Origin of the sequence: Bradyrhizobium erythrophlei (assembly GCF_900142985.1) — a bacterium.
GTDB classification, from domain to species: Bacteria; Pseudomonadota; Alphaproteobacteria; order Rhizobiales; family Xanthobacteraceae; genus Bradyrhizobium; species Bradyrhizobium erythrophlei_B.
The window spans coordinates 3,144,759-3,168,298 of record NZ_LT670849.1 but is presented as its reverse complement, the minus strand read 5'-3'; the positions used below and the strand labels follow the sequence as shown (position 1 = coordinate 3,168,298).

Below are 23,540 nucleotides of genomic sequence, written 5' to 3'. Positions count from 1 at the left end.
ACGGCGATGGATGCAATGAGCGAATATGATCCCGATGCCGGTTATGAACCAGCCTTTGCCGCGCCGCCCAATGCCTGCGATGCGCATTTCCATGTGTTCGGTCCGGCCGACAAATATGCCTACGGCACCGACATCCGCTACAAGCCGCCTCACGAACCGCTCGAGCGCTATCTCGAACTGGCGCAGCGCCTGGGGCTGGTGCGCTATGTGTTCGTTCAGCCGAGCGCCTATGGCTTCGACAACTCATGCATGCTGGACGCCATGCGTCAGCTCGATCCGCCGATCCGGCGCGGCATCATTGATTTCGACGAAACAAAAACCAGCGACAACGAACTGTCGGAACTCGACGCGCTTGGCGTGCGCGGCATTCGCGTCAACATCTCGCCGATCCGCAAGCCCGAGGCCGGGCTTGCCGCGTCGATGCGGCAGCGTATTTTCCGGCTCGCCAGGATCTGTGCCGAGCTCACCTGGCATCTCGATTTCCTGACGCCGGGCTGGCTGGTCAGCGAGTTGATGCCGACGCTGTACGACCTGCCGGTCGAATTTTCGGTCGCGCATATGGGACTGTTCCCCGCCAAGGACGGTCCGAAACAGTCTGGCTTCGAGTCGTTTCTCGATCTGGTCGATGACGGATCGAAGCGCTGCTGGGTCAAGCTGACCGGAATCTATCGCTTCTCCACGGCGCCGGATTTTGCCGACGTGAAGCCGATGGCGCAGGCGCTGATCGAGCGGGTGCCGGATCAGTTGATCTGGGGCAGCGATTTTCCGCACCTGTCGTTTCACGACCGCGTCGGAACGATCCAGCTCTATAATCTCTTGGCCGAATGGGCGCCGGAGCCTGCGATGCGGCAGCGCATTCTCGCTGATAATCCGGCACGCCTGTTCGGTTTCGTATAGGCTCATCGCCGGACCACCCTCGGAGAGCGAAGTGAACCGACGCGCATTCGTCTCCGGTCTCATTGCGCTCCCCGCACTGGTGCGGTCGGCTCGCGCAGAAGTCTCCGGCATCAAGCTCGGCAAGCAATATGGCCTGCCGTTTTTGCCGCAGATGGTGATGGAAGATCGCAGGCTGATCGAGGCGCATGCGGCGCGTCTTGGCGTCAGCGGTCTTGCCGTCGTCTGGCAGACCATGGGCGGCCCCGGCGCGCTGAACGACGGGCTGTTGAGCGGCAATATTCAATTCGTCAATGTCGCCTCGCCGTCGCTTGCCACCTTGTGGGACAAGACATCAGGTACGCCATCGGAAGTGCGTGCGGTGTGCGCCGTGCAATCGATGCCGTATGTGCTGACGACGCGCAATCCGGCGGTGAAGACCATTGCCGATTTCACATCCGCCGACCGCATCGCGGTGCCGACCGTGAAAATTTCCGGCCAGGCCATGGCGCTGCAAATGGCTGCCGCGAAATTATGGGGTTTCGAAAAATACGACCGGCTCGACGAGTTCACGGTTTCCATGGGCCATCCGGACGCGATGCAGGCCGTCGTCTCCGGCCAGACCGTGAATAGTCATTTCAGCGTGGCGCCGTTCAATTATTACGAGCTGCGCGTCGCCGGAATCCACAAGGTGCTGAGCAGCTACGAGACCGACGGCAAACACACCAACGGCCTCCAGGTGACGACCAGGGCCTTCCACGACGCCAATCCGAAAATCTGCCAGGCGGTGCGCGCGGCGCATGAAGAGGCCAATGCCTTCATCAAGAGCGACCCGAAGGCTGCCGCCGAAATCTATCTGAAGCTCGTCAACGACAAGAAGAACTCCGCCGACGATCTCGTGACCATGATCACCGACCCCGACATCGATTACACCACGACGCCGGCGAACCTGATGAAGCACGCCGAATTCATGCACAAGGTCGGCCGCCTGAGGCGCCTGCCGGCGTCATGGAAAGACCTGTTCTTCGCCGAGGCCCACGACCTCGGCGGAACCTGATCGGGTCGGCGTTTTCCCGCGGATCGACAAAGCCACCAAGCCCATCTAGGTTGCCGGCAAACAGGCGGGGCAAGTCGCCGTGCACGAAGCGGCCGGGATTAAAATCGTAGCGGGAATCATCGGCGGCATGTTGCTGGGCCTCGCCGCCTTCTTCATGTGGCCGGTTTATGAACACCTGACCGGCGAGGCGACGGTCTATCGGATGTTCTGCACCTCCGAACGCGCGGGCGACAGCCCTTGCGTTCTCAGGGACGAGCTGACGTCGGTCCCGGAGACCTACAAGGCATTTCCTGACCAGCAAAGCGTCATCGTCTGGATCGGCAACGACGCGCCCTCAAAGCTTGGCAATTGCGCCGTGCGCGACGCGCTCAATTGGCGTTGCACGCGAAACGACAAAAAGGTTGGGACCGTCGACCAGTCGATGGCCAACGGACAGCTCACCGAGACGGTCGATGGAAACCCCTCGCCCGGCCTCGGACTTTTCTACCAGGCGCCCCGCTGGCGCTGGTGGCTGGTGAAGCTTTTGGAGACGTCAGGCTTGAGGAAGTAATCAAGGATCAGACGGAAAGGCGCCGTAGATCAGTTTCCTCAAAGAATCCCTGATCGGGCCCCTCTCCTTGTCGACCTGTTCCATCAGGATGTAGATCATATCGAGCTTGGGATTGACGCCGAAATAGGTTCCGCTGCCGCTGTCCCATTTCAGCTCACCGATCGAGCCCGCCAGCCGCATCTCTCCCGCCGCGGTTCGCACCGCAAAGCCATATCCAAATCCGAAGCCGTCGCCGGGAAAGTAGAAGTGATCGTGACCGACGCCCGATCCCGGTCCCACATGGTCCGTCGTCATGTTATCGAACGCGGCCCGACTGAGATATCGCTTGCCGTCCAATTCGCCGCCGTTGAGCAGCATCTGGGCGAACCGCGCATAGTCGACGAGCGTCGAAACCAGTCCGGAGCCGCCCGATTCCCACTCCGGATGCAAACGACGTGCCTTTTCCAATTCAACGAGAAGCGTGTCGTCCGGCAAGGGCTCCGCCATCAAAGCCCGCTCCTCCGGCGTATCCAGCACAAATTTCGTGTGCGACATGCCGAGCGGATCGAAGAGCTGCCGCTTCAGGAAATGATAGAGTGTTTCGCCCGAAACGATCTCGATGATGCGGCCGAGCACATCGATCGAATGGCCGTAGCGCCAAAATGTGCCGGGTTGCTGCGTGAGCGGCAATTTTGCGATGCGGTCGGCAAACTCGGCATTGTCGAAGCGACCATCGAACAGATGGGCTTCCAGATATACCGATCGTACCCACCCGGTGACGTAGTCGCCGGCGATACCGGAGGTGTGTTGAAGCAGATCCCTGATCGTTGGCGGCCGCCGCGCCGCGACGAAGTCAAGGGTCGGCTTTCCGGAAGCATCCACCTCCTCCACACCCACCGGCCGCTCGGCGAAGGATGGAACATATTTCGCCACGGGATCGTCGAGCGAGAGCTTTCCCTCGTCGACCAGCATCATCGCCGCGAAGCTCGTGATCGGCTTGGTCATGGAAAGAAGCGCGAACTGCGTATCGACTGTTATGGGTTGGCCGGTCTTGATATCGCGCACGCCGAATGTCTTGAGATAGACGGGCCGGCCGTGCTGCTGAATCAGCACGACGGCCCCGGGCAGTTTTCCCGAAGCGACCTCTTCTTCAAAGAAGTCGGTGAGGAGACGAAGTTTTTCCGGTATCGGCGCTGGCGCCTCTGCCGCGAAGGCGGTCTGACTGCCTGCGAGCAGATGCTGGATGAGGGCGACCGCGGCCAGAAGTCCAGCCGGCCAGGCGGAGCCGTGCTGGCGCACCCGACACGATTCGAACGTGTGACCTTTGCCTTCGGAGGGCAACGCTCTATCCAGCTGAGCTACGGGTGCGTTGCGGTTCATTTAGCCGATTGCCCCGCTATCGGCAATGGCCGCCGGCGCGCCGCCATGGCCGCGATTGCCGCACGTTGGCGCCTGCCGGCGAGCGGCGGCCGATCTTGATTTTGTCAGGCGGACGTCGTCCAGTAGCCTGAAAGTACGCAGGTGACAGGCAGGGGCTAGAGGCCCTGTCGTGTCCCGGTGAGGTGTGCGCCGGGGAAAGCTTTAAAGGGGGACGCGTACCATGGCAGATCAGTCCGGATCTTCCAGTGGCGGCATGGCGTGGCCCGTCTTTCGTTCGCTGTCCGGCTATCGCCTGTCCTATCTCAGCCGCGACCTGTTCGCCGGGCTGACGCTCGCCGCCATCGTCATCCCGGAGCAGATGGCGACCGCGCGCCTCGGCGGCTTCGCGCCTCAAATCGGCTTTTTCGCTTTCATGGCGGGCTCGATTGCTTTCGCGGTGTTCGGTGGCAACCGCTTCCTGTCGTCGGGCGCGGATTCGACGATCACGCCGATCTTCGCCGGCGGGTTAGCAGCGCTCGCAGCCGTGGGCTCACCGGATTATGCCACGCTTGCAGCGGCGCTCGCGCTGATGACCGGGATGCTGCTCGCGGCTGCCGGCATCTTCCGCTTGGGGTGGATCGCCGACCTGTTGTCGATCCCCGTCACGATCGGTTTCCTCACCGGCATTTCGGCGCATATCCTGATTTCGCAACTCCCTGCAATCCTCGGCCTGCCATCGCCCGAAGGTCCCATGCTCCAGCGTCTGGCGGCGCTTCTCGAACATCTCGGCGAAACCAACGGCTTCACGCTGGTCATCGGGCTTGGCGTGCTCGCGATCGTTGCGCTGTCCGAGCAGATCGACGCGCGGATTCCCGGCGCCCTGATCGGGCTGGCGCTGGCTGCCGCAGCCGTGGTGTTGCTGCGCCTCGAAAGCCGCGGGGTGAGCGTGCTCGGCGGAATTTCAGTCGACATGCCGGCGCTCACCGTCCCCATCGTATCGGTCAGCCGCCTCACGAGCCTGTTGTCGCTCAGCCTCATCATCTCGGTGGTCGTGATGGTGCAGACCGCGGCCACCACGCGATCCTTTCCGACCGACCCCAACGAGCCGCCGGACGTCAACCGTGACTTCATCGGGGTTGGCATCGGCAGCGTCCTGGCTGGACTGGTCGGCGCTTTTCCGGTCAATGCAAGTCCGCCGCGAACGGCAGTGGTTTCCGAAACCGGCGGCCGCTCCCAGATCGCCGGGCTGACCGCTGTCGCCATCGTCGTTCTGTTGCTTGCCTTCGGCACGTCGCTGCTGCACCGAATTCCCAACGCCGCGCTTGCCGGCGTTCTGTTGTTTGTCGCGCTGCGGATCATCCGCTTTCGCCAGATCGCCAGCGTGTTGCGGCAATCGCTTGGCGAATTTCTGCTGATCCTGGCGACCGCGGCCGGCATCATCGTGCTGCCGATCGAACAAGGCGTCGGCCTTGGCATCGCGCTGTCACTGTTGCACGGCATCTGGAGCACGACGCGCGCCCGCGTGCAGCCGTTCGAGCGCGTGCCCGGCACCTCGATCTGGTGGCCGGTGAGCGCCAAGCTGCCGGGCGAACAGGAGTCGGGCGTGATCGTCGTGGGATTCCAGGCGCCGCTGTCTTTCCTCAACGCCTATGACTTCCGGCGCGACATTCTCGCAGCCCTGAAGTCTCCGTCGCAAAAAATAAGACTGCTGGTGCTGGAAGCGACCGGCATCGTCGAGATCGATTTCACCGCGGCCCAGGTCCTGACCGAAGTCATCCGGCAATGCCACGGCGCCGGCATCGACTTCGCCATCGCCCGGCTGGAGTCCACACGCGCGCAGGCCGCGCTCGTCCGCTTCGGCATCAATACCGTGCTCGGTACCGATCGCGAGTTTCAGAGCGTGGAGGAAGCCATCCGCGCCCGCGCCGGAAAAGATCCAACAGGATAATGCGCACTACGCCGGAACGATCGCCCTACCGATCGGCCACAGCGCGATACCGGCGAGCTTCAGGTGCGCCCACGCGAACGGAATCCCGATGATCGTCACGGCAAGGATGACCGCGGTCACGAGATGGCCGAGCGCGAGCCACCATCCGGCGAGCACCAACCAGATCAGGTTGCCGATCAGTCCGAACAGTCCGGTGCCGAAATCGGACTGGCCGGTCAGAAGATCGCGGCGCACCGCCCGTTGGCCGAACGGCAACAGCGTATAGATGGCGATATTGAACGCGGCTCGCGCCCAAGGCAGGCCGATGATGGTGATCGCCATGATGATCGCGGCGAGGACCCAGCCCGCGGCCATCCACACGCCGCCGAGCAACAGCCACAGGATGTTCAGAAATATCGATACGGGTTGCATGGCGCCTCTTTCGCGATCGTTGTCGTCACACGACAAGATAGCAAGGACGAGGCCTGCCCGGAATGACCCGAGACACCAATTGCTGCATTAATAGATCGTCACATTTGCAACAAAAGGCAGGCGCGCTCGGCCTGCTCAGCGGCGATAGCGGGCGGGACGCGCATAGTCGCTGTGGCGATTTTCCTGCATCGGCCGGCTGGTCTCGCTGACGCGCGTGTCGCTGGAGGCGGGCGCGCCGGTCTTGAGTTCCTCGAGGAAGATCGGATGGGCAAAGTAAAAGCCCTGCGCATAACGAATGCGGGTGGCGGCCTGAAGATAGGCCAGCTCCTCGAAGGTCTCGATGCCTTCGGCCACCACGCTCATGCCGAGCGCATCGGCAAGCGATTCGATCGCGCGCAGGATTCCCTGGCTGCGCGGGCGAAGGTGAATGTCCTTGATGAAGGCCCGGTCGATCTTGATTTCGTCGGCGGTGATATCGGCAAGCGCCGACAATGACGAATAGCCGATACCGAAATCGTCGATCGAGATACCGACCCCGAGCTTGCGCAGGATCGGCAGGACTTCGCTCTGGAACCGGGTCTTGGTGACGAAGGCGTCTTCCGTCACCTCGATCATGAAACGCCGCGGGAAGCCGGTTGCGTCCAGCGCCTCGGCGAAGGAGCGCATGAAAGTGGGGCTGTCAGCCTGCTTTGCCGCGACGTTGATGCTGATCGTCGCCGTCGGCCCGAACGTCTCGTTGATCAGGTCGATCGATCGCACGATCTCGGCCAGCACGAGATGGGTGAGATCATCGATCAATCCGAGCTCGACCGCCAGATTGATGAACGTGCCGGGCGCCTGGATGATGCCGTCGTCGTCGCGCAGACGCACCAGCGCCTCGATGCCTTTGACTTCCCTGGTCCTGATATCGACCTTCGGCTGGAAGGCGCAGAAGAACTGCTTTTCCAGGATCGCATGCCGCAGCGACTGCTCGATCTTCATGCGCAGGAGCGCCTCGCGTTCCATGCCGGCATCGAAGAAGGCGGCCGCTCCCTTGCCATCGTTCTTGACCCGATACATCGCGATATCGGCATTGTGGAGCAGCATGTCGTAGCTGCGGCCATGATCGGGAAACAGGCTGACGCCGATCGAGGTCGAGGCAAAGATCTCCGATCCATCAATGAAAAACGGCGCTTTCAGCCGCTGCAACGTCGCCTCGACATAATCGGCGACTTCCTCCTCGTTATCGATCGGTGCGAGCAGCAGCAGAAATTCGTCGCCGCTGATCCGCGACAGCATGTCGGTTTCACGCAAATTGAGCCCGAGCCGCTTGGCGACCTCGACCAGGAGCGCATCGCCGACCGAGTGGCCGTAATAGTCGTTGATGTGCTTGAAATTATCGATGTCGAGAAAGGCGAGCGCAAAGGCGTTGCCCGGCTCATAGCGCTGGATCAGGCCCTGCACGCGGTGTTCGATCACCCGCCGCATCGGCAAACCGGTCAACCCGTCGAAATAGGCCGAGCGGAACAGGTGATCTTCGACCGCCTTCTGCTCGCTGATATCGGCCGAACACGACAACAGCAGATTGCGGCCGGCAACGCTGATCGGCCGATGGGCCGCGAGGAGAACCTGCGTGCCGTTGCTGCCGGCGCCGGCCACTTCCGCGACAGTCGCACGGCCGTGCCGAAGCAGCTCAAGCCCGGCGGCCCGGCGCTCGTTCAGGTGTTTTGCGGCGACATCGTCGCCCTGGCCACCAGCGAGCCCGAGCTGCGCGGCAGCCACGTCATTGATCAAAAGAAATCGGCCGTCTTCGTCCTGAACCGTGACGCCTGCGGGAAGCTGGCGGACAATATCTCTCAACAGGACAAGCTCGCCGTCGAACGGGAGTTCGGCTTGCTGCTGGGCGGAGGACGGAATCTGATCGGGGAGCGGGTTTTTCATTGCCGCCCGAAGGTGACAAACTCTTTTGTACTTTTGGTTAAGTACGCGATTACGGGGTGGAGCGCGGCCGGCTGAACGACCGGACGCCGCGATCGTTATTAACAGAACGTCAACGACCTAACGGGTAGCCGGAAATCATGCCTTCGGGACGCGGCATTGCATGGTGCAGTGGACGCCGCTTTTCAAAAAACTGATCTCGGTCTTACCATCGAATGGCCCGAGCGCCGATTCCAGCAATTTGGTGCCGAAGCCGGGCGCCCCGACCGCCGAAATCGCCGGCCCTTCGGTTTCATCCCAGATGATGTTCAGCCGGTCATCGATCATCGACCAGGACACCTGCAACATGCCGCGCTCGGCGGAAAACGCGCCATATTTCCCGGCGTTGGTCGCAAGCTCGTGAAAGAGCAGCGCGAGGCTGACGGCAAGCTTGGCTGGGAGAAGCAGCCGATTTCCATTCAGGTTGAAGCGAACGTGGCCATAAGGGCCGAGTTCGGAAAGCAGGAGGTCCTTGATGTCGCAGCCGTCGCCGTCGACCTTGGTGATGAGTTCGTCGGTCGCGGCCAGCGCCCGCAGGCGGTGATCGATGCTGGCCCAGACCTGCGGCTGGTTCTGCAAAACCTGATGCAGCACCGCGTGGACCGTCGACAGCTTGTTTTTCAGCCGGTGCTGCAGCTCGTCGACGACAAGCTTGCGGTAGTCCTCCTCGCGGATCAGCCGCTTCGAAATCTCGCGCTGCCTGGAGGCCACCGAGCGATAGTGCTCCACGCCCCAGATCGTTAGGCCGGATACGATGCAGTAGATGGCGAGCAGCACCGCACGCGGAAAGAAATTGCTCGGCGCATCGCCGAAATTCATGGCAACGCCAAGTCCGCCGCCCACCACGGCGGTGGCGATGCCGGTGCGGTATCCGCCAAGCGCGGTCGCGAAGAAAACGGCCGGGAAATACGGCGTGAAGTAGACATCCGGCCGTATCATCGCGAGCAACCATCGCGCGGTTGTCGACAACGCCAGGCAGGCGATCGAAAAGCCTATGCTGAACGACAATGAAGGCCGGGAGATTCCTTGCCAACCCTGTCGAAATTCATCGATCAATCCTGTCAAAGACCGCATGAGGGCATTCCGGATCCGAAAACTCGCTCACCATAGCCGAATTTTGCCGCGCCGCACCGGGAGACAGCACGCTATCCCCTTGAACACCGGGGCCGTGCAGGGCATTCCGCGGCTTGAAATCCGGCTGGGGGAACCGGCGCTCCACAGATGGCGAGGTATCGACGCTCGCTTGTTTCCTCTTTTGGGATGTCGGGATCATCAAACCGTCGGTCGAATTGGCATCACAACACGTGAACTGCGCTGCCTAGTTGCGTGGATTTGAGATAGTTTTACGCGACCGTGTCAAAAAGGAGGACGACCGAGATGGGACGACTGGATGGCAAAGTCGCGGTGATCACAGGTGCGACAAGCGGCATCGGACTGCGTACCGCGGAAGTCTTCGTTGCCGAGGGCGCGAAAGTCGTCGTGGCCGGCCGTCGCGCGGCGGAAGGTGAGGCGCTGGCAAAGCGGCTCGGCCCTGCATGCCTTTTCCATCGCACCGATGTCACGATCGAAGCCGACATCCGCGACCTGATCGGCGAGGCGGTCGACAAGTTCGGCCGTATCGACTGCCTATTCAATAATGCCGGCGGACCGGCCCAGACTGGCGGGATCGAGGGCCTCGAAGCGGATCGCTTCGATACCGCGATGGCGACGCTGGTTCGCAGCGTGATGCTGGGCATGAAGCATGCCGCGCCGCATATGCGCCGCCAGGGTTCCGGCAGCATCATCAACAACGGCAGCATCGCAGGAAGACTCGCCGGCTTCTCGTCGTCGGTGGTCTATGGCGCCGCCAAGGCCGCCGTCATCCACCTGACCAAATGCGTTGCGATGGAGCTTGGCGAAGCCGGCATTCGCGTCAACAGCATCTCGCCCGGCGCGATCGCAACCGGCATCTTCGGCAAGGCGCTCGGCCTGTCCGTGGAGGCGGCCGAGAAGACGCCTGATGTCATGCGCGAGGTCTACAAAAGTGCGCAGCCGATCCCGCGCGCCGGCCTGCCGGAGGACATCGCGCATGCGGCGGTGTTTCTCGCCAGCGACGAATCGAGCTTCATCAACGGGCACGACCTCGTGATCGACGGCGCGATCACCGGCGGACGCAACTGGACCGCGCAGCAACAGGGCTACGTGGCCCTGCGCAAGGCGTTCGATCAGGCCCAGAAGTAGTTGGCGAGCGGTAGACGTGAGAACCAGCTGAGGCCGCGCTTATCAAGAGCGCCAATCAGCTCTTTTGCTGCTTCGCCGCTTCCTTCTGCAGGTCCGGCGCATTGATGGGCGGAATGGCGACCCGGCCGGGACCGGTGAGTGTCAGGGCGGCGGCAGCCTTGTCGTTCTCCATGATCTTCGCCATCACAGCCTGCCCCGCCCGATCGAACACGGCGCGATTTTCGATCAGGAATTTCTGCGACTCGCGAAGCTTGGTGACATAGCCGTTGATCTCCGGGATCACATAGCGGGCCACCATGTCCCAGCTTCGCCTGGTATTTTCCGGGTTGGCCCAGTCGTGAACGAAGCCGATAATCGTGCCGACGCCTCCCGACACTTCCATCAACGTCCGGATCGTGGTGACCAGATCGTCGGGGGTGCCGATGGTGGATGCCGAAATGCCTACCCCGCCGGCGGTTTTCTCCAGTGCCTCATCGATCGATTTGAAGGGCTCGAGGCCCGGCCGCTGCAGCGTCTTCACATTGTATTCGTTGTGCCATCGCATCAGCCCGGCGCCAGCCTCGGCTTTCGCCTGCTCGCGGCTTTCAGCGACGTGCCAGGACAACAATACGCGCCAGTCGGCGCGGCTGACGGTCGTGCCGTATTTCTTCGCGGCGTCTTCCGCAAAGCCCCATTGCGTCGGCAGCGCCATCAAACCCTGCGTCGACATCGAGCCCAGCGAAATGATGCCGATGCCATATTTCCCGGCCAGCGTCATGCCCGACGGCGAGATTTGCGAGGCGACCACGAACGGCATTTCCTCCTGGAGCGGAAGGATCTGCAATGCGGCGTCGTTCATCGTGAACCAGTCGCTTTTCGCGGTCACCCGCTCCCCGCGAAACAGCCGGCGAATAATCGCAATCGCCTCGTCCTGACGGTCGCGTTGGGTCATCGGATCGATGCCCAGCGTATGCGCGTCGGAGGCAAGTGCCCCCGGGCCCGACCCGAACAAGGCGCGGCCGCCCGTCATATGGTCGAGTTGCACCATGCGCTGCGCAACATTGAAAGGATGGTGATAGGGCAGCGAGATCACGCCGGTCCCGAGCTTGATGCGCTTGGTGCGCTCGCCGGCGGCGGCCAGAAACATTTCCGGCGATGCAATCATTTCCCAACCCGAAGAATGGTGCTCGCCGCACCAGAACTCGTCGTAGCCGAGCGCATCGAGCTGCTCGACAAGATCGAGATCCCTGCGGAACTGGAGCATCGGGTGCTCGCCGATCGGGTGATGCGGGGCGAGGAAGGCCCCAAATTTGAGACGAGCCACTGGGTTTTCTCCGAACAGTTTTTTTGATTGCGCCTTATCAAACTATGGGGCGGGAAAGATCAAGGCAATCGCCTATTCCAAGACCCCGCTGCTAGTAGTCCGATTCTAACATTTGCATCCCATTGCGGCAGGCACTTTTGCAAATGTTAGAATCAAAGGACCACTAGCAAATATAAGTTTCTAGTGGAGTTTTGGATTTGACATTCGCCTTGCGCATTCCCGGCTAAGGGATAGCGAATGTCAAATCCACTCCACTAGCGCCTCGCGGCCATGAAATCGGCCGCTTTATGGCCGGCTAGGCGAATTTACACCTCCCGACCCATCGGCTAAGACGACCCCTTCGTCCCCCGCCGAGGTCAAGATGTATTTGAGGCCGTCCGACGCCGCGCGCTCCCTTGAGCTGCCCACGCAGCGCAAGCGCGATCTTGTCGACCACTTCGAGAGCAATGTCGACGAGCTGGAGCGCTGGCGAAAATTCAACGCCGCCTATCACGAAGACGATTTCAAGTTCATGCGTTTTCTGATTCCGCCGGGCAAGCGGGTGCTGGAACTCGGATGCGGCCGCGGCGATTTATTGGCAGCGCTGGAGCCTTCTTACGGCGTCGGTGTCGATTTTGGCGCCAGGACGATCGCGAAAGCCAACGAGCTGCATCCCGATCTCAGTTTCGTGCTGGGCGACGTCGAGGATCCCGACACGCTCAACTCGATCGAAGGACCGTTCGATTACATCGTGATCGCCGACACCATCGGCATGTTCGAGGATATCGATGCGACGTTGCGGCTGGTGCATCATTTGTGCGCGCCGTCGACGCGGCTCATCATCTCCTACTACTCGCATTTGTGGGAGCCGATCCTTAAAGCCGCCGAGCTATTGCGCCTGCGCGCCAAACAGCCGACCATCAACTACGTCGCGACCGCTGACTTCCTCAATTTGATGGACCTTGCCGATTTCGAAGTGATCGGCCAGGAGCAGCGCCAGCTGCTACCGCGTCACTGGCTTGGCCTCGGCCCGTTCATCAACCGCTTCATCGCGCCGCTGCCGGGCATCCGCCACCTGTGCCTGCGGACCTATCTGGTCGGGCGTCCCGTTCGTCTGTTTCCAGAGCGGAAATTTTCGGCCAGCATTCTCATTCCCTGCCGCAACGAGAGCGGCAATATCGAGAATGCGATCCGGCGCATGCCACGATTTGGCGCGGCGCAGGAAATCCTGTTCGTCGAAGGCAACTCCAGCGACAACACCTTCGCCGAATGCGAACGCGTGCGCGACGCCTATAAAGAGAGCTGGGACATCAAGGTTCTCAAGCAGGACGGCAAAGGCAAGGGCGACGCGGTGCGCAAGGGTTTTGCAGCCGCCTCCGGCGATGTCCTGATGATTCTCGACGCCGATCTGACGATGCCGCCGGAAGCGCTGCCGAAATTTCATGCGATCATCGAGACCGGCAAAGCAGAGTTCGTCAACGGCACCCGCCTCGTCTATCCGATGGAAAACGAGGCGATGCGCCCGCTCAACTTCATCGCCAATCGCGTGTTTGCCTATCTCTTCAGCTATCTCGTCAACACGCGCCTGACCGATACGCTGTGCGGCACCAAGGTGCTCCTGCGCAAGGACTATGAGGTGCTGGCGCGCGAGCGCAGCTATTTCGGCAACTTCGATCCGTTCGGCGATTTCGATCTGATCTTCGGCGCGGCGAAGCAGAATCTCAAAATTGTCGAGACGCCGATCCACTACAAGGCCCGCACGTTCGGCGAGACCCAGATCTCACGTTTTCGCGATGGCTGGCTGCTCTTGAAGATGGTGTGGTTTGCCTATCGTAAATTGAAGGCGATCTGATTCCGCCATCTTTCGCGCCAATGCACGGCACCTTTGTCAAGGACGCATCACGCGTCTTTGCGACGTCTCATGAAAAATATTTTCCTGAGGACTGACAGCACACGGTCTTTTTATTTCGCAGTGCAGCAATTATCTGCTTTGAGGTGCGTCCCGATTTTTGGGCATTGAGGAGCAGCCGTGTCGCTTGCGAAAAATATCGAATTCCTGCGCCGGCTGCCCGGATTGAACGGCTGGGATGGCCTCGGCCACATGATGCCCGGCGCCATCGGCAGTTCGCTGGTGGAAACCCGGAAGTTCGGCACCAACCCGGGCGACTTGCGGATGTTCTCCTTCGTGCCGCCAGACCTGCGGCCACAGCCTGCGCTCGTTGTCGTGCTGCATGGCTGCGGACAGACCGCGGCCGGTTACGACGTCGGCGCCGGCTGGTCGACACTCGCAAAGCATTACGGCTTTGCGCTGTTGATGCCCGAGCAGCAAGCGTCAAACAACGCGCATACCTGTTTCAACTGGTTCAATCCGGAAGACACCAAGCGCGGCCACGGCGAGGCCTGCTCGATCCGGCAGATGATCGCGCGCATGGTGAGCCAGCACCGGATCGACAAGCACCGCGTTTTCATCACCGGGCTTTCCGCCGGCGGCGCCATGACGTCGGTGATGCTTTCGACTTATCCGGAAGTGTTTGCCGCCGGCGCGATCATCGCAGGCTTGCCGTTCGGCGTCGCGACCAACATGCGCGAAGCCTTGAATAGCATGTTTCGGTCGCCCGCGCGTTCGGCCAACGACCTGGGCAACCTGGTGCGCCACGCCTCGAAACACCGTGCGCCCTGGCCCAAGGTTTCGGTGTGGCACGGCAGCGTGGATCGCACCGTCAATCCCGCCAATGCCGACGAGATCGTCAAACAGTGGCTCGACCTGCATCACCTGCCGTCGCATCCGATGGCCGAGGGCACCGTCGACGGCTATCCGCATCAGGTCTGGTGGAACGAAGACGGCGAGACGGTCGTCGAGAGCTACACCATCACCGGCATGGCCCACGGCACGCCGATCGGGAAGGCCGAGAACGACCAGCGCTACGGCCGCCAAGGCGCGTTCATGGTCGAGGCCGGTATCTCGTCGTCGCATCATATTGCCAGTTTCTTCGGCCTCACCGATGGCATTCCGAAGCTCGCGAGGCCTTTTCCTCGCGCTGAATCGCCCAGCGCGAAGTTGATTCCGGTGGCCTCCCCGATCGCGCCGCCCGCTCCCGTTCTCAGCAAAGTTCTGGAGCCGCTCATCGGGACGGCCAAGCCTGTCGCGACCACTGCGAAAACAAAGACCGGCAATGCCGCAAAGACGAAAGCGGCAAAACCGACGGTCAAGCGGCGAAATACGCTTGATGTCGGCGCGGCCATCACCCGGGCGCTGACGGCCGCGGGCCTGATGAAATAGCTGGCGATTGATTTCCTGACGTCGTTGCGGACGGCGCCAGACGCTCGGTCACATCGCGCCGGTGAGGAACGGATTGGTCATCCGCTCATGGCCGATTCTGGAACCTGCGCCATGCCCGCAGATGAAGCCGACATCGTCACCGAGCGGCAGCAGCTTGTCCTTGATCGAGCGGATCAGGGTAGCGTGATCGCCGCCCGGCAAATCAGTGCGCCCGACCGAACCGTTGAACAGGACGTCGCCGACATGGGCGAAGCGCATCTCCTTGTTGAAGAACACCACGCTGCCGGGTGAATGGCCGGGGCAATGCAGGACGTCGAACGTCAATTCGCCGATCGAAACCTGCTCGCCTTCCTCGAGCCAGCGGTCCGGCGCGAAATTGCGCACGCCAGTGATGCCGAAGCGCTCGCCGCTCGCCACCACATTGTCGAGCAGGAACTTGTCCGCCAGATGCGGGCCTTCGATGCCCACCTTGAGCGCGTCGCGCAAGTCGGCCGCAGCGCCGACATGGTCGATATGGCCGTGCGTGATCCAGATCTTCTCGACCGTGACGTTGGCCTCTTTGATCGCGGCCTGAATTCGCGGCAGATCGCCGCCGGGATCGATCACCGCGGCCTTTTGGGTCGCCGTGCACCAGATCAGGGTGCAGTTCTGTTCGAACGGCGTCACCGGAACGATCATCGCGCCGGCTTTGGCCTTGTTTTCGGAGGCCTTGTTTTCGGATGTCTCTGTCATGGGTGCACATTGCCGATTTTTTGCGGTCCGCCAAGGGAAAGTTGAGCCCACCTGGCGCCGGCGGAACGATGTCCGCATACGCCCAATCCAACGCATCCCAAGCAAAACCGTTTCCACTTGATCGGGGCAGGCCTTATTCTGACCGTCATGGAATCGCCCGCCCCAAAACTCGCCATTGTGCCGGCACCCGATCGCCGCCAGTCCGAGAACGCGCTTGCGATCGCACGCGGCACCGCACGGCTGTTATATTCGCTGGGTTTTGCCTGCATCAGCGAGTTGCCGCTGCCCTCGGGCCGCCGCGCCGATCTCGTCGCCATCAACGACCGCAACGAGATCTGGATCGTCGAGATCAAATCCTCGGTCGAGGATTTGCGCGCCGACCAGAAATGGCCGGAATACCGCGCGCATTGCGACCGGCTGTTTTTTGCGCTCCTGCAGGATCTGCCGCGCGAGATTTTTCCCGAAGAGACCGGGCTGATCATCGCCGACGCCTATGGCGCGCATCTTGAGCGTCCGGCGCCCGAACACCGGCTGCCGGCGCCGACCCGCAAGTCGATGACAGTGCGGTTTGCCATGGCCGCGGCGCAGCGGATCAACCGCCTGGTCGATCCGCAGGGTCACGAAGAATTCTAAGCGAAGTCAATCAGCGTGGCGCGCGCTTGGCGAGAATTCGCTGCAAGAAGGCCCCGCTGCATCAGCAACGGGGCCAGTCGCTCGGGGACAGAGAGAAAGATCACCAGCCGATCTGCCGGCTGACCACGTTCTCCTGCTGGTTCAGCGCGCGCTGCTCGGCAGGGGTGATGTAGCCGCCGTTGAAGCGCGCCATGGCGCGTTCCTCGTAGCGAATAGTACGGTCTTCGGCATGGAGCCGCTCGGCGCGGTAAGGCGAAATACGGCCGGAGGCTTCGCCCTGGTCGATGCGGTAGTTCTGGTAACCGAGACGCGCGTTCACTTCGGCGCGGCGCGGATGATTGTACTGCCACAGGGTCTCTGCGGATGCGCCCGTCAACGAGGTGCCGAGTGTTGCAAGGGTCAGTACAGCCATCGAAAACAGTTTGATGCGGGTCATGACTTGCTTCTCCGTTCAAAGTGGATGCGGGAGCCATCCACCACGGCAGAAAACTAGACCGACACAACAGAAGCCGCGCTGAACAGGACGTTCATACTGCGATCAGCAACATGAATTCGGTGTCATTCACCTTGCGGCGTGAAAGGTTCGCTTGCCGGGCAACTAAAGCTCTGATTCCGAAGTTCGCAAACCATTGAGGCGGCCTCTAATGCGAACTTCGGAATCAGAAGAGCTCTAGCAACTATTGTTTTTCTAGTGCGGCCTTGTTTTCTAGTGCGGCCTTGAATTTGAAGTTCCTATAGTGAACCCGCGGCAAAAACTGATAGGAACTTCAAATTCGCCGCACTAGCGCGGGGCGCGCTTGGCCAGAATTCGCTGCAAGGTGCGGCGATGCATGTTCAGCCGCCGCGCCGTCTCCGAGACGTTGCGATTGCACATCTCGTAGATCCGCTGGATGTGTTCCCAACGCACGCGGTCCGCCGACATCGGATTGCTCGGCGGCTCGGATTTCTGGTTACCGAGCGCAAGCAGCGCCGACACCACGTCGTCGGCATCGGCCGGCTTGGAAAGATAGTCGACCGCGCCAAGCTTCACCGCGGTCACGGCGGTCGCGATATTGCCGTAGCCGGTCAGGATGATGGCGCGTGCTTCGGGGCGCTTGCGTTTCAGGGCCGACACCAGATCGATGCCGTTGCCGTCGCCGAGCCGCAAATCCACCACCGCAAAAGCGGGCGCCGCCTTGGCGATCTGGCTCAGGCCGTCCGCGACGCTGTCGCAGGACGTCACGGCAAACCCGCGGGTTTCCATCGCGCGGGAGAGCCGTTCCAGGAACGGCTTATCGTCCTCCACGATCAGAAGCGAACGATCGGGGTGTCCGGCTAGTTCGGCAATGGCGTTCAAGATGACCGTGTCCTCGTTGACCCAACCCCACCAACATATGGCGTCGAAACAGGCACGCCAAGACGCCCAAAGTCGATTTCACCCCCTCAGGTTAACTCCGTGGCCGGTTCCCTAACCTCAAAACGGTTGCGCGGCCACACGATCTGGACCACTGCGCCGTGATCGGGGAACACGCGGTTGGCAAAGGAAACCTTGGCCCCGGTGCGCTCCAGCAGGGTGCGGGCGATGAACACGCCGAGGCCAAGGCCGCTGCGCGGGCCCTCGCCCTCCTCCGCCCCCGGCCGGCGCGACAGATAAGGCTCGCCGATCCGCTTGAGCAGATCCGGCGCGATGCCGGGGCCGTCGTCGGAAATGACGATCTCCACGGTCTCGGCATTCCACCAGGCGTTCACCTCGACGGCGGTGCCGGCAAAATCGACCGCATTTTCCAGGATATTGCCGACGCCGTAGATGATGGCCGGATTGCGCATGCCGACAGGTTCCGGAGTGCCCGCCACCGCGATGCGCACCTTGATCGCGACCTCGAAGTCGCGATGCGGAGCTACCGTCTCCTCGATCAGCGCCGACAGCGGCATGCGATCGAACGGCGCGCCGCTCGAAGACAGCTGGGTGATCTTGGCAAGGATTTCGCGGCAGCGCTGCGCCTGCTCACGCAAGGTTTTGATGTCGCCGGCAAGCTGTGGCTTGTCCTCGAGGCCGTGCTCGAGCTCGCGTGAAATAAGGTAGATGGTCGATAACGGCGTCCCCAGTTCGTGCGCGGCCGCCGCCGCCAGACCGTCGAGCTGCGTCAGGTGCTGTTCCCGCGCCAGCACCAGTTCGGTTGCCGCAAGCGCGTCGGAGAGCTTGCGGGCTTCTTCCGCGACCTGAAACGCATAGAGGCTGGTGACGGCAATCGCGACCACGATCGAAAGCCAGACGCCGAACAAGTAGATCGGCGGCAGCACCAGCGGATCGTCGCTGTCCCAGGGCAGCGGAAAATGAACGAACACCAGTGCGGATGCGCAGGCGACCGCGAGCATGCCGAGCGCGATGGTGAACCTGATCGGCAGCGCAGTGGCCGAGATCAGAACCGGCGCCAGAAACAGGAATGAAAACGGGTTCTGCAAACCGCCGGTAAAAAACAGAAGCCCGGCGAGTTCGACGATGTTCAGCGCCAGCAGCGCGGACGCAAACGCGGGCTCCAGCCGCTCCATTGGGTTGAACCAGACCTGAAGGACGAGGTTCAACAGCGCGGAGAAGCCGACAATGGCCAGGCACGGCGCCACCTCGACGTCGAATTCAAGTCCCTGTTCGACGATGAAGATGGCCGCGAGCTGGCCGAGCGCGGCGAGCCAGCGCAGCCGCAGGATCGTGTCGAGACGAACCTGGCGGCGCGGCAGGCGGAAGTCGGTGGCGGCGGTATCGGACATCGACATGGGTTTTAGCTGCGCAAGCGGCTAGTGGTCCAATTCTAACATTCGCATCCCTTCGCAGCTTCCACTTTTGCGAATGTTAGAATTAAAGGACCACTAGCAAATTTGGGGTCCCAGTGGAGTTTGGGATTTGACATTCGCCTTATGGACCCGCGGCTAGCTGAGTAGCGAATGTCAAATCCACTCCACTGGCGACAAATTTCGTTGATCATACCCAGTGTCCCGATCCCACGCTGGCGCGGCGTAAAGCCACGGGAAGCCTTGCGTTGGCGGATTGAATGCCTCAATGAACAAGCCAAATGACGAGCCATGGGACGACGCTAGATCCTGCCCCGATCGACCGGCGCGAAGCCGCGGCGATCGAGGTCGTACACCTCTCAAAGGTCTATAAAACCACCCGGGCAGTCGACGATATTTCGTTCTCGATCGCGCGCGGCAGCATCACCGGACTGCTCGGCGGCAACGGCGCCGGCAAGACCACGACGATTGCCATGATCATGGGGCTGGTGTTGCCGACGTCGGGGCGCATCGCCGTGCTCGGCCACCCGATGCCGGGCGAAAGCGCTCACGTGCTTGGCCGGATGAATTTCGAAAGTCCTTACGTTGACATGCCGGCGCGATTGACCGTGCGGCAAAACCTGACGATTTTTGGCCGTCTCTATTCGGTGATGCATCTCAAGGCGCGGATCGAGAAGCTGGCTTCGGAGCTCGACCTCGTCGACTTCATCGACCGTCCGAGCGGCAAGCTTTCCGCCGGACAGAAAACCCGCGTGGCGCTGGCGAAGGCGCTGATCAACCAGCCCGAACTGTTGTTGCTCGACGAACCCACCGCATCGCTCGACCCCGATACGGCCGACTGGATCCGCCGGCATCTCGAGACCTACCGCAAGGAGAATGCCGCCACCATCCTGCTTGCCTCCCACAACATGCTGGAGGTCGAGCGGTTGTGCGACCGCGTCATCATCATGAAGCGCGGCCGCATCGAGGACGACGACAGCCCGCAACAGATCATGGCCCGCTACAACCGGGCAACGATGGAGGAAGTGTTTCTCGACGTCGCCCGCGGCCGGGTTCAGGAAGCAACGTCATGAGTGAGCTTGCTGTCACGACAGGTATCTCGCCGCGGCGGATCGCGGCGATGATCATGCGCTACTGGTATCTGCTGATGTCGTCCTGGCCGCGGCTCTTGGAGCTGTTGTATTGGCCGGCGCTCCAGATCGTCACCTGGGGCTTCCTTCAGACCTATATCGCGCAGAACGCCAATTTTTTTGCGCGCGCCGGCGGCACCCTGGTCGGCGCGGTGATCCTGTGGGACATCCTGTTCCGCGGCCAACTCGGCTTTTCGATCTCCTTTCTCGAGGAGATGTGGGCGCGCAATCTCGGCAACCTCTTGATGAGTCCCTTGAAGCCGATCGAATTTTTGATCGCGCTGATGGTGATGAGCCTGATCCGGCTGGCGATCGGCGTCATTCCGATGACGCTGCTGGCGATGTTCGTCTTCGACTTCAATTTCTATGGCATCGGCTTTCCGCTGATCGCCTTTTTCTGCAACCTGATCTTCACGAGCTGGTCGGTCGGCATCTTCGTCTCCGGGCTCGTGCTGCGCCACGGCTTGGGGGCCGAGAGCATCGTCTGGACGCTGATGTTCGCCATGATGCCGCTGGCCTGCATCTACTATCCGGTGAGCGTGCTGCCCGATTGGCTGCAGGTTCTGGCCTGGACGCTGCCGCCGACTTACGTGTTCGAGGGCATGCGGGCGTTGTTAATGGAGCATGTATTCCGCGCCGATCTGATGGTAGACGCGCTCGTGATCAATGTTGCCCTGTTTGCAGCCTCTTTTGCCCTGTTTTTGGTACTCCTGCGCAGCGCGCGGCAACACGGATCGCTGATCCAGACCGGGGAATAGCCCGTTAAAACCCGGGATTTTCGCGCATTTTGCTTGTGAAGCGGCGCGCCAATGCCGATCTATCCATTGACGCTTTATTGTGCTTTTAGCACTATGCTGCGACGCAAAAGGAACGCAAAATGCCGATTGGGGAGTTTGGCGGTGCGCCGCCGATGGCTGTCGAAGGCAGTCCGGCGCTAACGACGCCGATGTACTGGATGTACGAAATGGCGCAAGCGTCGCTCAACCCGGCGCGCGCCATCACCGACGCGACAAAAATCCTGTTTCAGAATCCGCTCAATCCGTGGTCGCACACCGAGGCCGGCAAATCGATTGCAGCCGCCTGCGAATTGTTCGAGCGCACCACGCGCCGCTACGGCAAGCCTGAATGGGGAATTCTTGATACCGACGTCAACGGCGTCCGCACGCCGGTCGAAATTCGCAGCGTGTGGGAAAAGCCGTTCTGCCGGCTCCTGTACTTCGATCGCAAGCTGACGCGTCCGTTGCGCAGCCCGCAGCCGCGTGTGCTGATCGTGGCGCCGATGTCCGGCCACTACGCCACGCTGCTGCGCGGTACGGTAGAGGCCTTCCTGCCCAACCATGAAGTCTACATCACCGACTGGGCCGACGCCCGCATGGTGCCGCTCGCCGCTGGCCGTTTCGACCTCGACGACTATGTCGACTACCTGATCGAGATGCTGCACGTCCTCGGCGGCAACATGCACATTATCGCGGTGTGCCAGCCCTCGGTGCCGGTCGTGGCTGCGGTGTCCATCATGGAAGCCGAGAACGATCCGTCCGTGCCGATTTCGATGACGCTGATGGGCGGACCGATCGATACCCGCCGTAATCCGACCGCGGTGAACAACCTTGCCGCCGAGCGCGGCATCGACTGGTTCCGCAATAACGTCATCACCAAGGTGCCGTTTCCGCATCCCGGCGTCATGCGCGATGTCTATCCGGGCTTCTTGCAGCTCAATGGCTTCATCAGCATGAACCTCGACCGGCACATGGATGCGCACAAGGACCTGTTCCGGAACCTGGTGAAAGGCGACGGCGACCTGGTCGACAAGCATCGCGACTTCTATGACGAGTATCTGGCGGTGATGGACCTGTCGGCGGAATATTACCTGCAAACCGTCGACACGGTTTTCGTCAAGCACGCGCTGCCCAAGGGCGAGATGACCCATCGCGGCAAGCCGGTTGAGCCTTCCAAGGTCCGCCGTGTCGCGTTGATGACGGTCGAAGGCGAGAACGACGACATCTCCGGGCTCGGTCAGACCGAAGCAACCCATGAACTTTGCAGTTCGATCCCGAACCATCGCCGGGTGCACTACGTGCAGAAGGGCGTCGGGCACTACGGTGTGTTCAACGGTTCGCGTTTCAAATCGGAAATCGTGCCGCGCATCCATGACTTCATGGTGTCTTCAGCGACCGTGAAGCCCTCGCTCGCTTACGCTGCAGAGTAGTAGTCGGACCAACACGCAAACAGTCCACGCGGAACTTGCAGCTCTGGTTCAGAAGTCCGCATGACGGACTCGCGGGCCACGATGATGCGGACTTCTGAACCGCCACACCAGGGTTCGCGCGAGAGCACTGCTGTCGGCCGGGGGGGGTCGTTAACCCCCTGAATTGACTCCAGGAAACGCGAATCTGAGCCCTCCGGAAGTAATGAATCTTAATTCCGGAGTTGGGGGTGTTGCCGGGGACTCTTTCCGATCGAATTTTTGGGTTCCGACCCCATCCTGTGGGGTCGGCTGGCGGCCCAACCCCTGTATATTGGGCAAATGATTTGTTTTTGCGCCGAGCGATTTCCCTGGCGGCGGATATGGCAGAATCCGGGCGAATTTCTAATCCCCGGACTGACAGACATGGCCACTCGCGCGCTCCTTTATCGGCGGCCCTACGAGCCTTCCCGGCTTTTGATCAAGCACGGCTCGCAAATCTATTCGGTCAGGCTCCGCCGCCATCGGCGCGCACGCCGCTACACCTTGCGAATCCATCCGAGTGACCGCGAAGCCATCCTGACCATCCCTCCGCGCGGCACCATTGCCGACGCCAAGGACTTTGCGCAGCGTCACGGCGGCTGGATCGCAGCGCGTCTTGGCCGTTTGCCGAAGGCTGCACCGTTTCTTCCTGGCACCGTGGTGCCGCTGCGCGGCGTTCCGCATAAAATCGTGCACCGCGCCGGTCAGCGCGGCACGGTCTGGACCGAAATCCGCGACAGCGGCGAGCGCATTATCTGCGTCGCCGGCGGGGTCGAATACACCGAGCGTCGGGTGCACGATTATCTCAAGCGCGAAGCCCGCAAGGATTTGCAGAAAGCTTCGATGTCCTATGCCGAGCGCCTCGGCGTGCGGGTGAAGCGGATCTCCATCCGCGACCAGTCGAGCCGCTGGGGTTCGTGCACATCGGCGGGTTCGCTGTCGTTCTCCTGGCGGCTGATCCTGGCTCCGCCCTATGTGCTGGACTATCTCGCCGGGCACGAGGTCGCTCATCTCGTCGAGATGAACCACTCGGCACGGTTCTGGAGGGTCGTCGGCAAAGTGTGCAGCCATGTCGACCGCGCCAAGACGTGGTTGGACACGCACGGCAACGATCTGCATCGCTACGGCATCCAGGACTGA

21 protein-coding genes and 1 tRNA gene are annotated in these 23,540 nt (G+C 61.6%); 12 read left to right on the top strand and 10 right to left on the bottom strand.

The window, feature by feature from the left end:
* The first annotated feature begins 15 nt into the window (after positions 1–15).
* The 3 genes from BUA38_RS14760 to BUA38_RS14750 all read left to right on the top strand — a co-directional run bounded on the left by BUA38_RS14760 (position 16) and on the right by BUA38_RS14750 (position 2,480).
* Positions 16–897 carry an amidohydrolase family protein gene (locus BUA38_RS14760; protein ID WP_172806029.1) on the top strand — a complete coding sequence of 294 codons (882 nt, stop codon included), beginning with the start codon at positions 16–18 and terminating at the stop codon, positions 895–897.
* Positions 898–928: 31 nt separating this feature from the next.
* A complete protein-coding gene (locus BUA38_RS14755) occupies positions 929–1,930 on the top strand; it encodes an ABC transporter substrate-binding protein (RefSeq protein WP_072818734.1) in 1,002 nt (333 codons plus the stop codon).
* Positions 1,931–2,057: 127 nt separating this feature from the next.
* The gene (locus BUA38_RS14750) at positions 2,058–2,480 is read left to right on the top strand and encodes a hypothetical protein (RefSeq protein WP_156898528.1); all 423 of its coding nucleotides are present in this window, start codon (positions 2,058–2,060) and stop codon (positions 2,478–2,480) included.
* Here the strand turns inward: BUA38_RS14750 and BUA38_RS14745 are convergent, their stop codons facing one another.
* Both BUA38_RS14745 and BUA38_RS14740 read right to left on the bottom strand, forming a co-directional pair.
* Positions 2,481–3,704, bottom strand: coding sequence for a serine hydrolase domain-containing protein (locus BUA38_RS14745; protein ID WP_244553311.1), 1,224 nt, complete (start codon positions 3,702–3,704; stop codon positions 2,481–2,483). It abuts the gene before it with no gap.
* Between the two features lie 46 nt (positions 3,705–3,750).
* Positions 3,751–3,827, bottom strand: a tRNA-Arg gene (locus BUA38_RS14740).
* A 232-nt stretch (positions 3,828–4,059) separates the two neighbouring features.
* On the opposite strand from BUA38_RS14740, the gene BUA38_RS14735 reads away from it, so the two are divergent.
* Entirely contained in the window at positions 4,060–5,766 is a 1,707-nt protein-coding gene (locus tag BUA38_RS14735) for a SulP family inorganic anion transporter (RefSeq protein WP_072818731.1), read from the top strand.
* A gap of 6 nt (positions 5,767–5,772) precedes the next feature.
* Here the strand turns inward: BUA38_RS14735 and BUA38_RS14730 are convergent, their stop codons facing one another.
* The 3 genes from BUA38_RS14730 to BUA38_RS14720 all read right to left on the bottom strand — a co-directional run bounded on the left by BUA38_RS14730 (position 5,773) and on the right by BUA38_RS14720 (position 9,198).
* Positions 5,773–6,177, bottom strand: a complete 405-nt coding sequence (locus BUA38_RS14730; RefSeq protein WP_072818729.1) for a YccF domain-containing protein — start codon at positions 6,175–6,177, stop codon at positions 5,773–5,775.
* Positions 6,178–6,312: 135 nt separating this feature from the next.
* Complete coding sequence (locus BUA38_RS14725; RefSeq protein ID WP_072818726.1) at positions 6,313–8,097, bottom strand: putative bifunctional diguanylate cyclase/phosphodiesterase; 1,785 nt, start codon at positions 8,095–8,097, stop codon at positions 6,313–6,315.
* A gap of 135 nt (positions 8,098–8,232) precedes the next feature.
* The gene (locus BUA38_RS14720) at positions 8,233–9,198 is read right to left on the bottom strand and encodes an HWE histidine kinase domain-containing protein (protein ID WP_156898959.1); all 966 of its coding nucleotides are present in this window, start codon (positions 9,196–9,198) and stop codon (positions 8,233–8,235) included.
* Positions 9,199–9,510: 312 nt separating this feature from the next.
* On the opposite strand from BUA38_RS14720, the gene BUA38_RS14715 reads away from it, so the two are divergent.
* Complete coding sequence (locus BUA38_RS14715; RefSeq protein WP_072818722.1) at positions 9,511–10,353, top strand: SDR family NAD(P)-dependent oxidoreductase; 843 nt, start codon at positions 9,511–9,513, stop codon at positions 10,351–10,353.
* A gap of 55 nt (positions 10,354–10,408) precedes the next feature.
* On the opposite strand, the gene BUA38_RS14710 is transcribed toward BUA38_RS14715, so the two are convergent.
* Positions 10,409–11,656: an LLM class flavin-dependent oxidoreductase gene (locus tag BUA38_RS14710; protein WP_072818720.1), complete on the bottom strand. Its 1,248-nt coding sequence runs from the start codon at positions 11,654–11,656 to the stop codon at positions 10,409–10,411.
* Between the two features lie 361 nt (positions 11,657–12,017).
* Between BUA38_RS14710 and BUA38_RS14705 the strand changes: the two genes are divergently transcribed.
* Together BUA38_RS14705 and BUA38_RS14700 are read left to right on the top strand one after the other, a co-directional pair.
* On the top strand, positions 12,018–13,487 hold the full coding sequence (locus tag BUA38_RS14705; RefSeq protein ID WP_072818718.1) for a bifunctional class I SAM-dependent methyltransferase/glycosyltransferase family 2 protein: 1,470 nt from the start codon (positions 12,018–12,020) through the stop codon (positions 13,485–13,487).
* A gap of 177 nt (positions 13,488–13,664) precedes the next feature.
* Entirely contained in the window at positions 13,665–14,915 is a 1,251-nt protein-coding gene (locus BUA38_RS14700; protein WP_072818717.1) for an extracellular catalytic domain type 1 short-chain-length polyhydroxyalkanoate depolymerase, read from the top strand.
* Between the two features lie 48 nt (positions 14,916–14,963).
* Here BUA38_RS14700 and BUA38_RS14695 read toward each other — a convergent pair whose 3' ends face one another.
* Positions 14,964–15,647 carry an MBL fold metallo-hydrolase gene (locus tag BUA38_RS14695; protein WP_072818715.1) on the bottom strand — a complete coding sequence of 228 codons (684 nt, stop codon included), beginning with the start codon at positions 15,645–15,647 and terminating at the stop codon, positions 14,964–14,966.
* Between the two features lie 147 nt (positions 15,648–15,794).
* Here BUA38_RS14695 and BUA38_RS14690 point away from each other — a divergent pair, with 147 nt between their 5' ends.
* Complete coding sequence (locus tag BUA38_RS14690) at positions 15,795–16,280, top strand: MmcB family DNA repair protein (RefSeq protein ID WP_072826125.1); 486 nt, start codon at positions 15,795–15,797, stop codon at positions 16,278–16,280.
* Positions 16,281–16,380: 100 nt separating this feature from the next.
* On the opposite strand, the gene BUA38_RS14685 is transcribed toward BUA38_RS14690, so the two are convergent.
* The 3 genes from BUA38_RS14685 to BUA38_RS14675 form a co-directional block, all read right to left on the bottom strand.
* Positions 16,381–16,716, bottom strand: a complete 336-nt coding sequence (locus tag BUA38_RS14685) for a hypothetical protein (protein ID WP_072818713.1) — start codon at positions 16,714–16,716, stop codon at positions 16,381–16,383.
* Between the two features lie 345 nt (positions 16,717–17,061).
* Complete coding sequence (locus BUA38_RS14680; RefSeq protein ID WP_072818711.1) at positions 17,062–17,616, bottom strand: ActR/PrrA/RegA family redox response regulator transcription factor; 555 nt, start codon at positions 17,614–17,616, stop codon at positions 17,062–17,064.
* A gap of 86 nt (positions 17,617–17,702) precedes the next feature.
* Positions 17,703–19,025 (bottom strand): ActS/PrrB/RegB family redox-sensitive histidine kinase, encoded by a 1,323-nt coding sequence (locus BUA38_RS14675; RefSeq protein WP_072826124.1) that lies wholly within the window; start codon positions 19,023–19,025, stop codon positions 17,703–17,705.
* A 302-nt stretch (positions 19,026–19,327) separates the two neighbouring features.
* Between BUA38_RS14675 and BUA38_RS14670 the strand changes: the two genes are divergently transcribed.
* The 4 genes from BUA38_RS14670 to BUA38_RS14655 all read left to right on the top strand — a co-directional run bounded on the left by BUA38_RS14670 (position 19,328) and on the right by BUA38_RS14655 (position 23,540).
* A complete protein-coding gene (locus BUA38_RS14670; RefSeq protein WP_072818710.1) occupies positions 19,328–20,119 on the top strand; it encodes an ABC transporter ATP-binding protein in 792 nt (263 codons plus the stop codon).
* Positions 20,116–20,934, top strand: coding sequence for an ABC transporter permease (locus tag BUA38_RS14665; protein WP_072818708.1), 819 nt, complete (start codon positions 20,116–20,118; stop codon positions 20,932–20,934). Before BUA38_RS14670 ends, BUA38_RS14665 begins: the two co-directional genes overlap by 4 nt.
* 119 nt (positions 20,935–21,053) lie before the next feature.
* The gene (locus BUA38_RS14660; RefSeq protein ID WP_072818707.1) at positions 21,054–22,382 is read left to right on the top strand and encodes a polyhydroxyalkanoate depolymerase; all 1,329 of its coding nucleotides are present in this window, start codon (positions 21,054–21,056) and stop codon (positions 22,380–22,382) included.
* Between the two features lie 318 nt (positions 22,383–22,700).
* Positions 22,701–23,540 carry a M48 family metallopeptidase gene (locus tag BUA38_RS14655; RefSeq protein ID WP_072818705.1) on the top strand — a complete coding sequence of 280 codons (840 nt, stop codon included), beginning with the start codon at positions 22,701–22,703 and terminating at the stop codon, positions 23,538–23,540.

What these genes read in the sequence shown, in the direction of transcription:
- BUA38_RS14760 (WP_172806029.1), top strand. Translation starts at nt 16, where the DNA reads ATGAGCGAATATGATCCCGATGCCGGTTATGAACCAGCCTTTGCCGCG.
- BUA38_RS14750 (WP_156898528.1), top strand. Translation starts at nt 2,058, where the DNA reads ATGTTGCTGGGCCTCGCCGCCTTCTTCATGTGGCCGGTTTATGAACAC.
- BUA38_RS14735 (WP_072818731.1), top strand. Translation starts at nt 4,060, where the DNA reads ATGGCAGATCAGTCCGGATCTTCCAGTGGCGGCATGGCGTGGCCCGTC.
- BUA38_RS14730 (WP_072818729.1), bottom strand. Translation starts at nt 6,177, where the DNA reads ATGCAACCCGTATCGATATTTCTGAACATCCTGTGGCTGTTGCTCGGC.
- BUA38_RS14725 (WP_072818726.1), bottom strand. Translation starts at nt 8,097, where the DNA reads ATGAAAAACCCGCTCCCCGATCAGATTCCGTCCTCCGCCCAGCAGCAA.
- BUA38_RS14715 (WP_072818722.1), top strand. Translation starts at nt 9,511, where the DNA reads ATGGGACGACTGGATGGCAAAGTCGCGGTGATCACAGGTGCGACAAGC.
- BUA38_RS14705 (WP_072818718.1), top strand. Translation starts at nt 12,018, where the DNA reads ATGTATTTGAGGCCGTCCGACGCCGCGCGCTCCCTTGAGCTGCCCACG.
- BUA38_RS14695 (WP_072818715.1), bottom strand. Translation starts at nt 15,647, where the DNA reads ATGACAGAGACATCCGAAAACAAGGCCTCCGAAAACAAGGCCAAAGCC.
- BUA38_RS14690 (WP_072826125.1), top strand. Translation starts at nt 15,795, where the DNA reads ATGGAATCGCCCGCCCCAAAACTCGCCATTGTGCCGGCACCCGATCGC.
- BUA38_RS14685 (WP_072818713.1), bottom strand. Translation starts at nt 16,716, where the DNA reads ATGACCCGCATCAAACTGTTTTCGATGGCTGTACTGACCCTTGCAACA.
- BUA38_RS14675 (WP_072826124.1), bottom strand. Translation starts at nt 19,025, where the DNA reads ATGTCCGATACCGCCGCCACCGACTTCCGCCTGCCGCGCCGCCAGGTT.
- BUA38_RS14670 (WP_072818710.1), top strand. Translation starts at nt 19,328, where the DNA reads ATGACGAGCCATGGGACGACGCTAGATCCTGCCCCGATCGACCGGCGC.
- BUA38_RS14665 (WP_072818708.1), top strand. Translation starts at nt 20,116, where the DNA reads ATGAGTGAGCTTGCTGTCACGACAGGTATCTCGCCGCGGCGGATCGCG.
- BUA38_RS14660 (WP_072818707.1), top strand. Translation starts at nt 21,054, where the DNA reads ATGCCGATTGGGGAGTTTGGCGGTGCGCCGCCGATGGCTGTCGAAGGC.
- BUA38_RS14655 (WP_072818705.1), top strand. Translation starts at nt 22,701, where the DNA reads ATGATTTGTTTTTGCGCCGAGCGATTTCCCTGGCGGCGGATATGGCAG.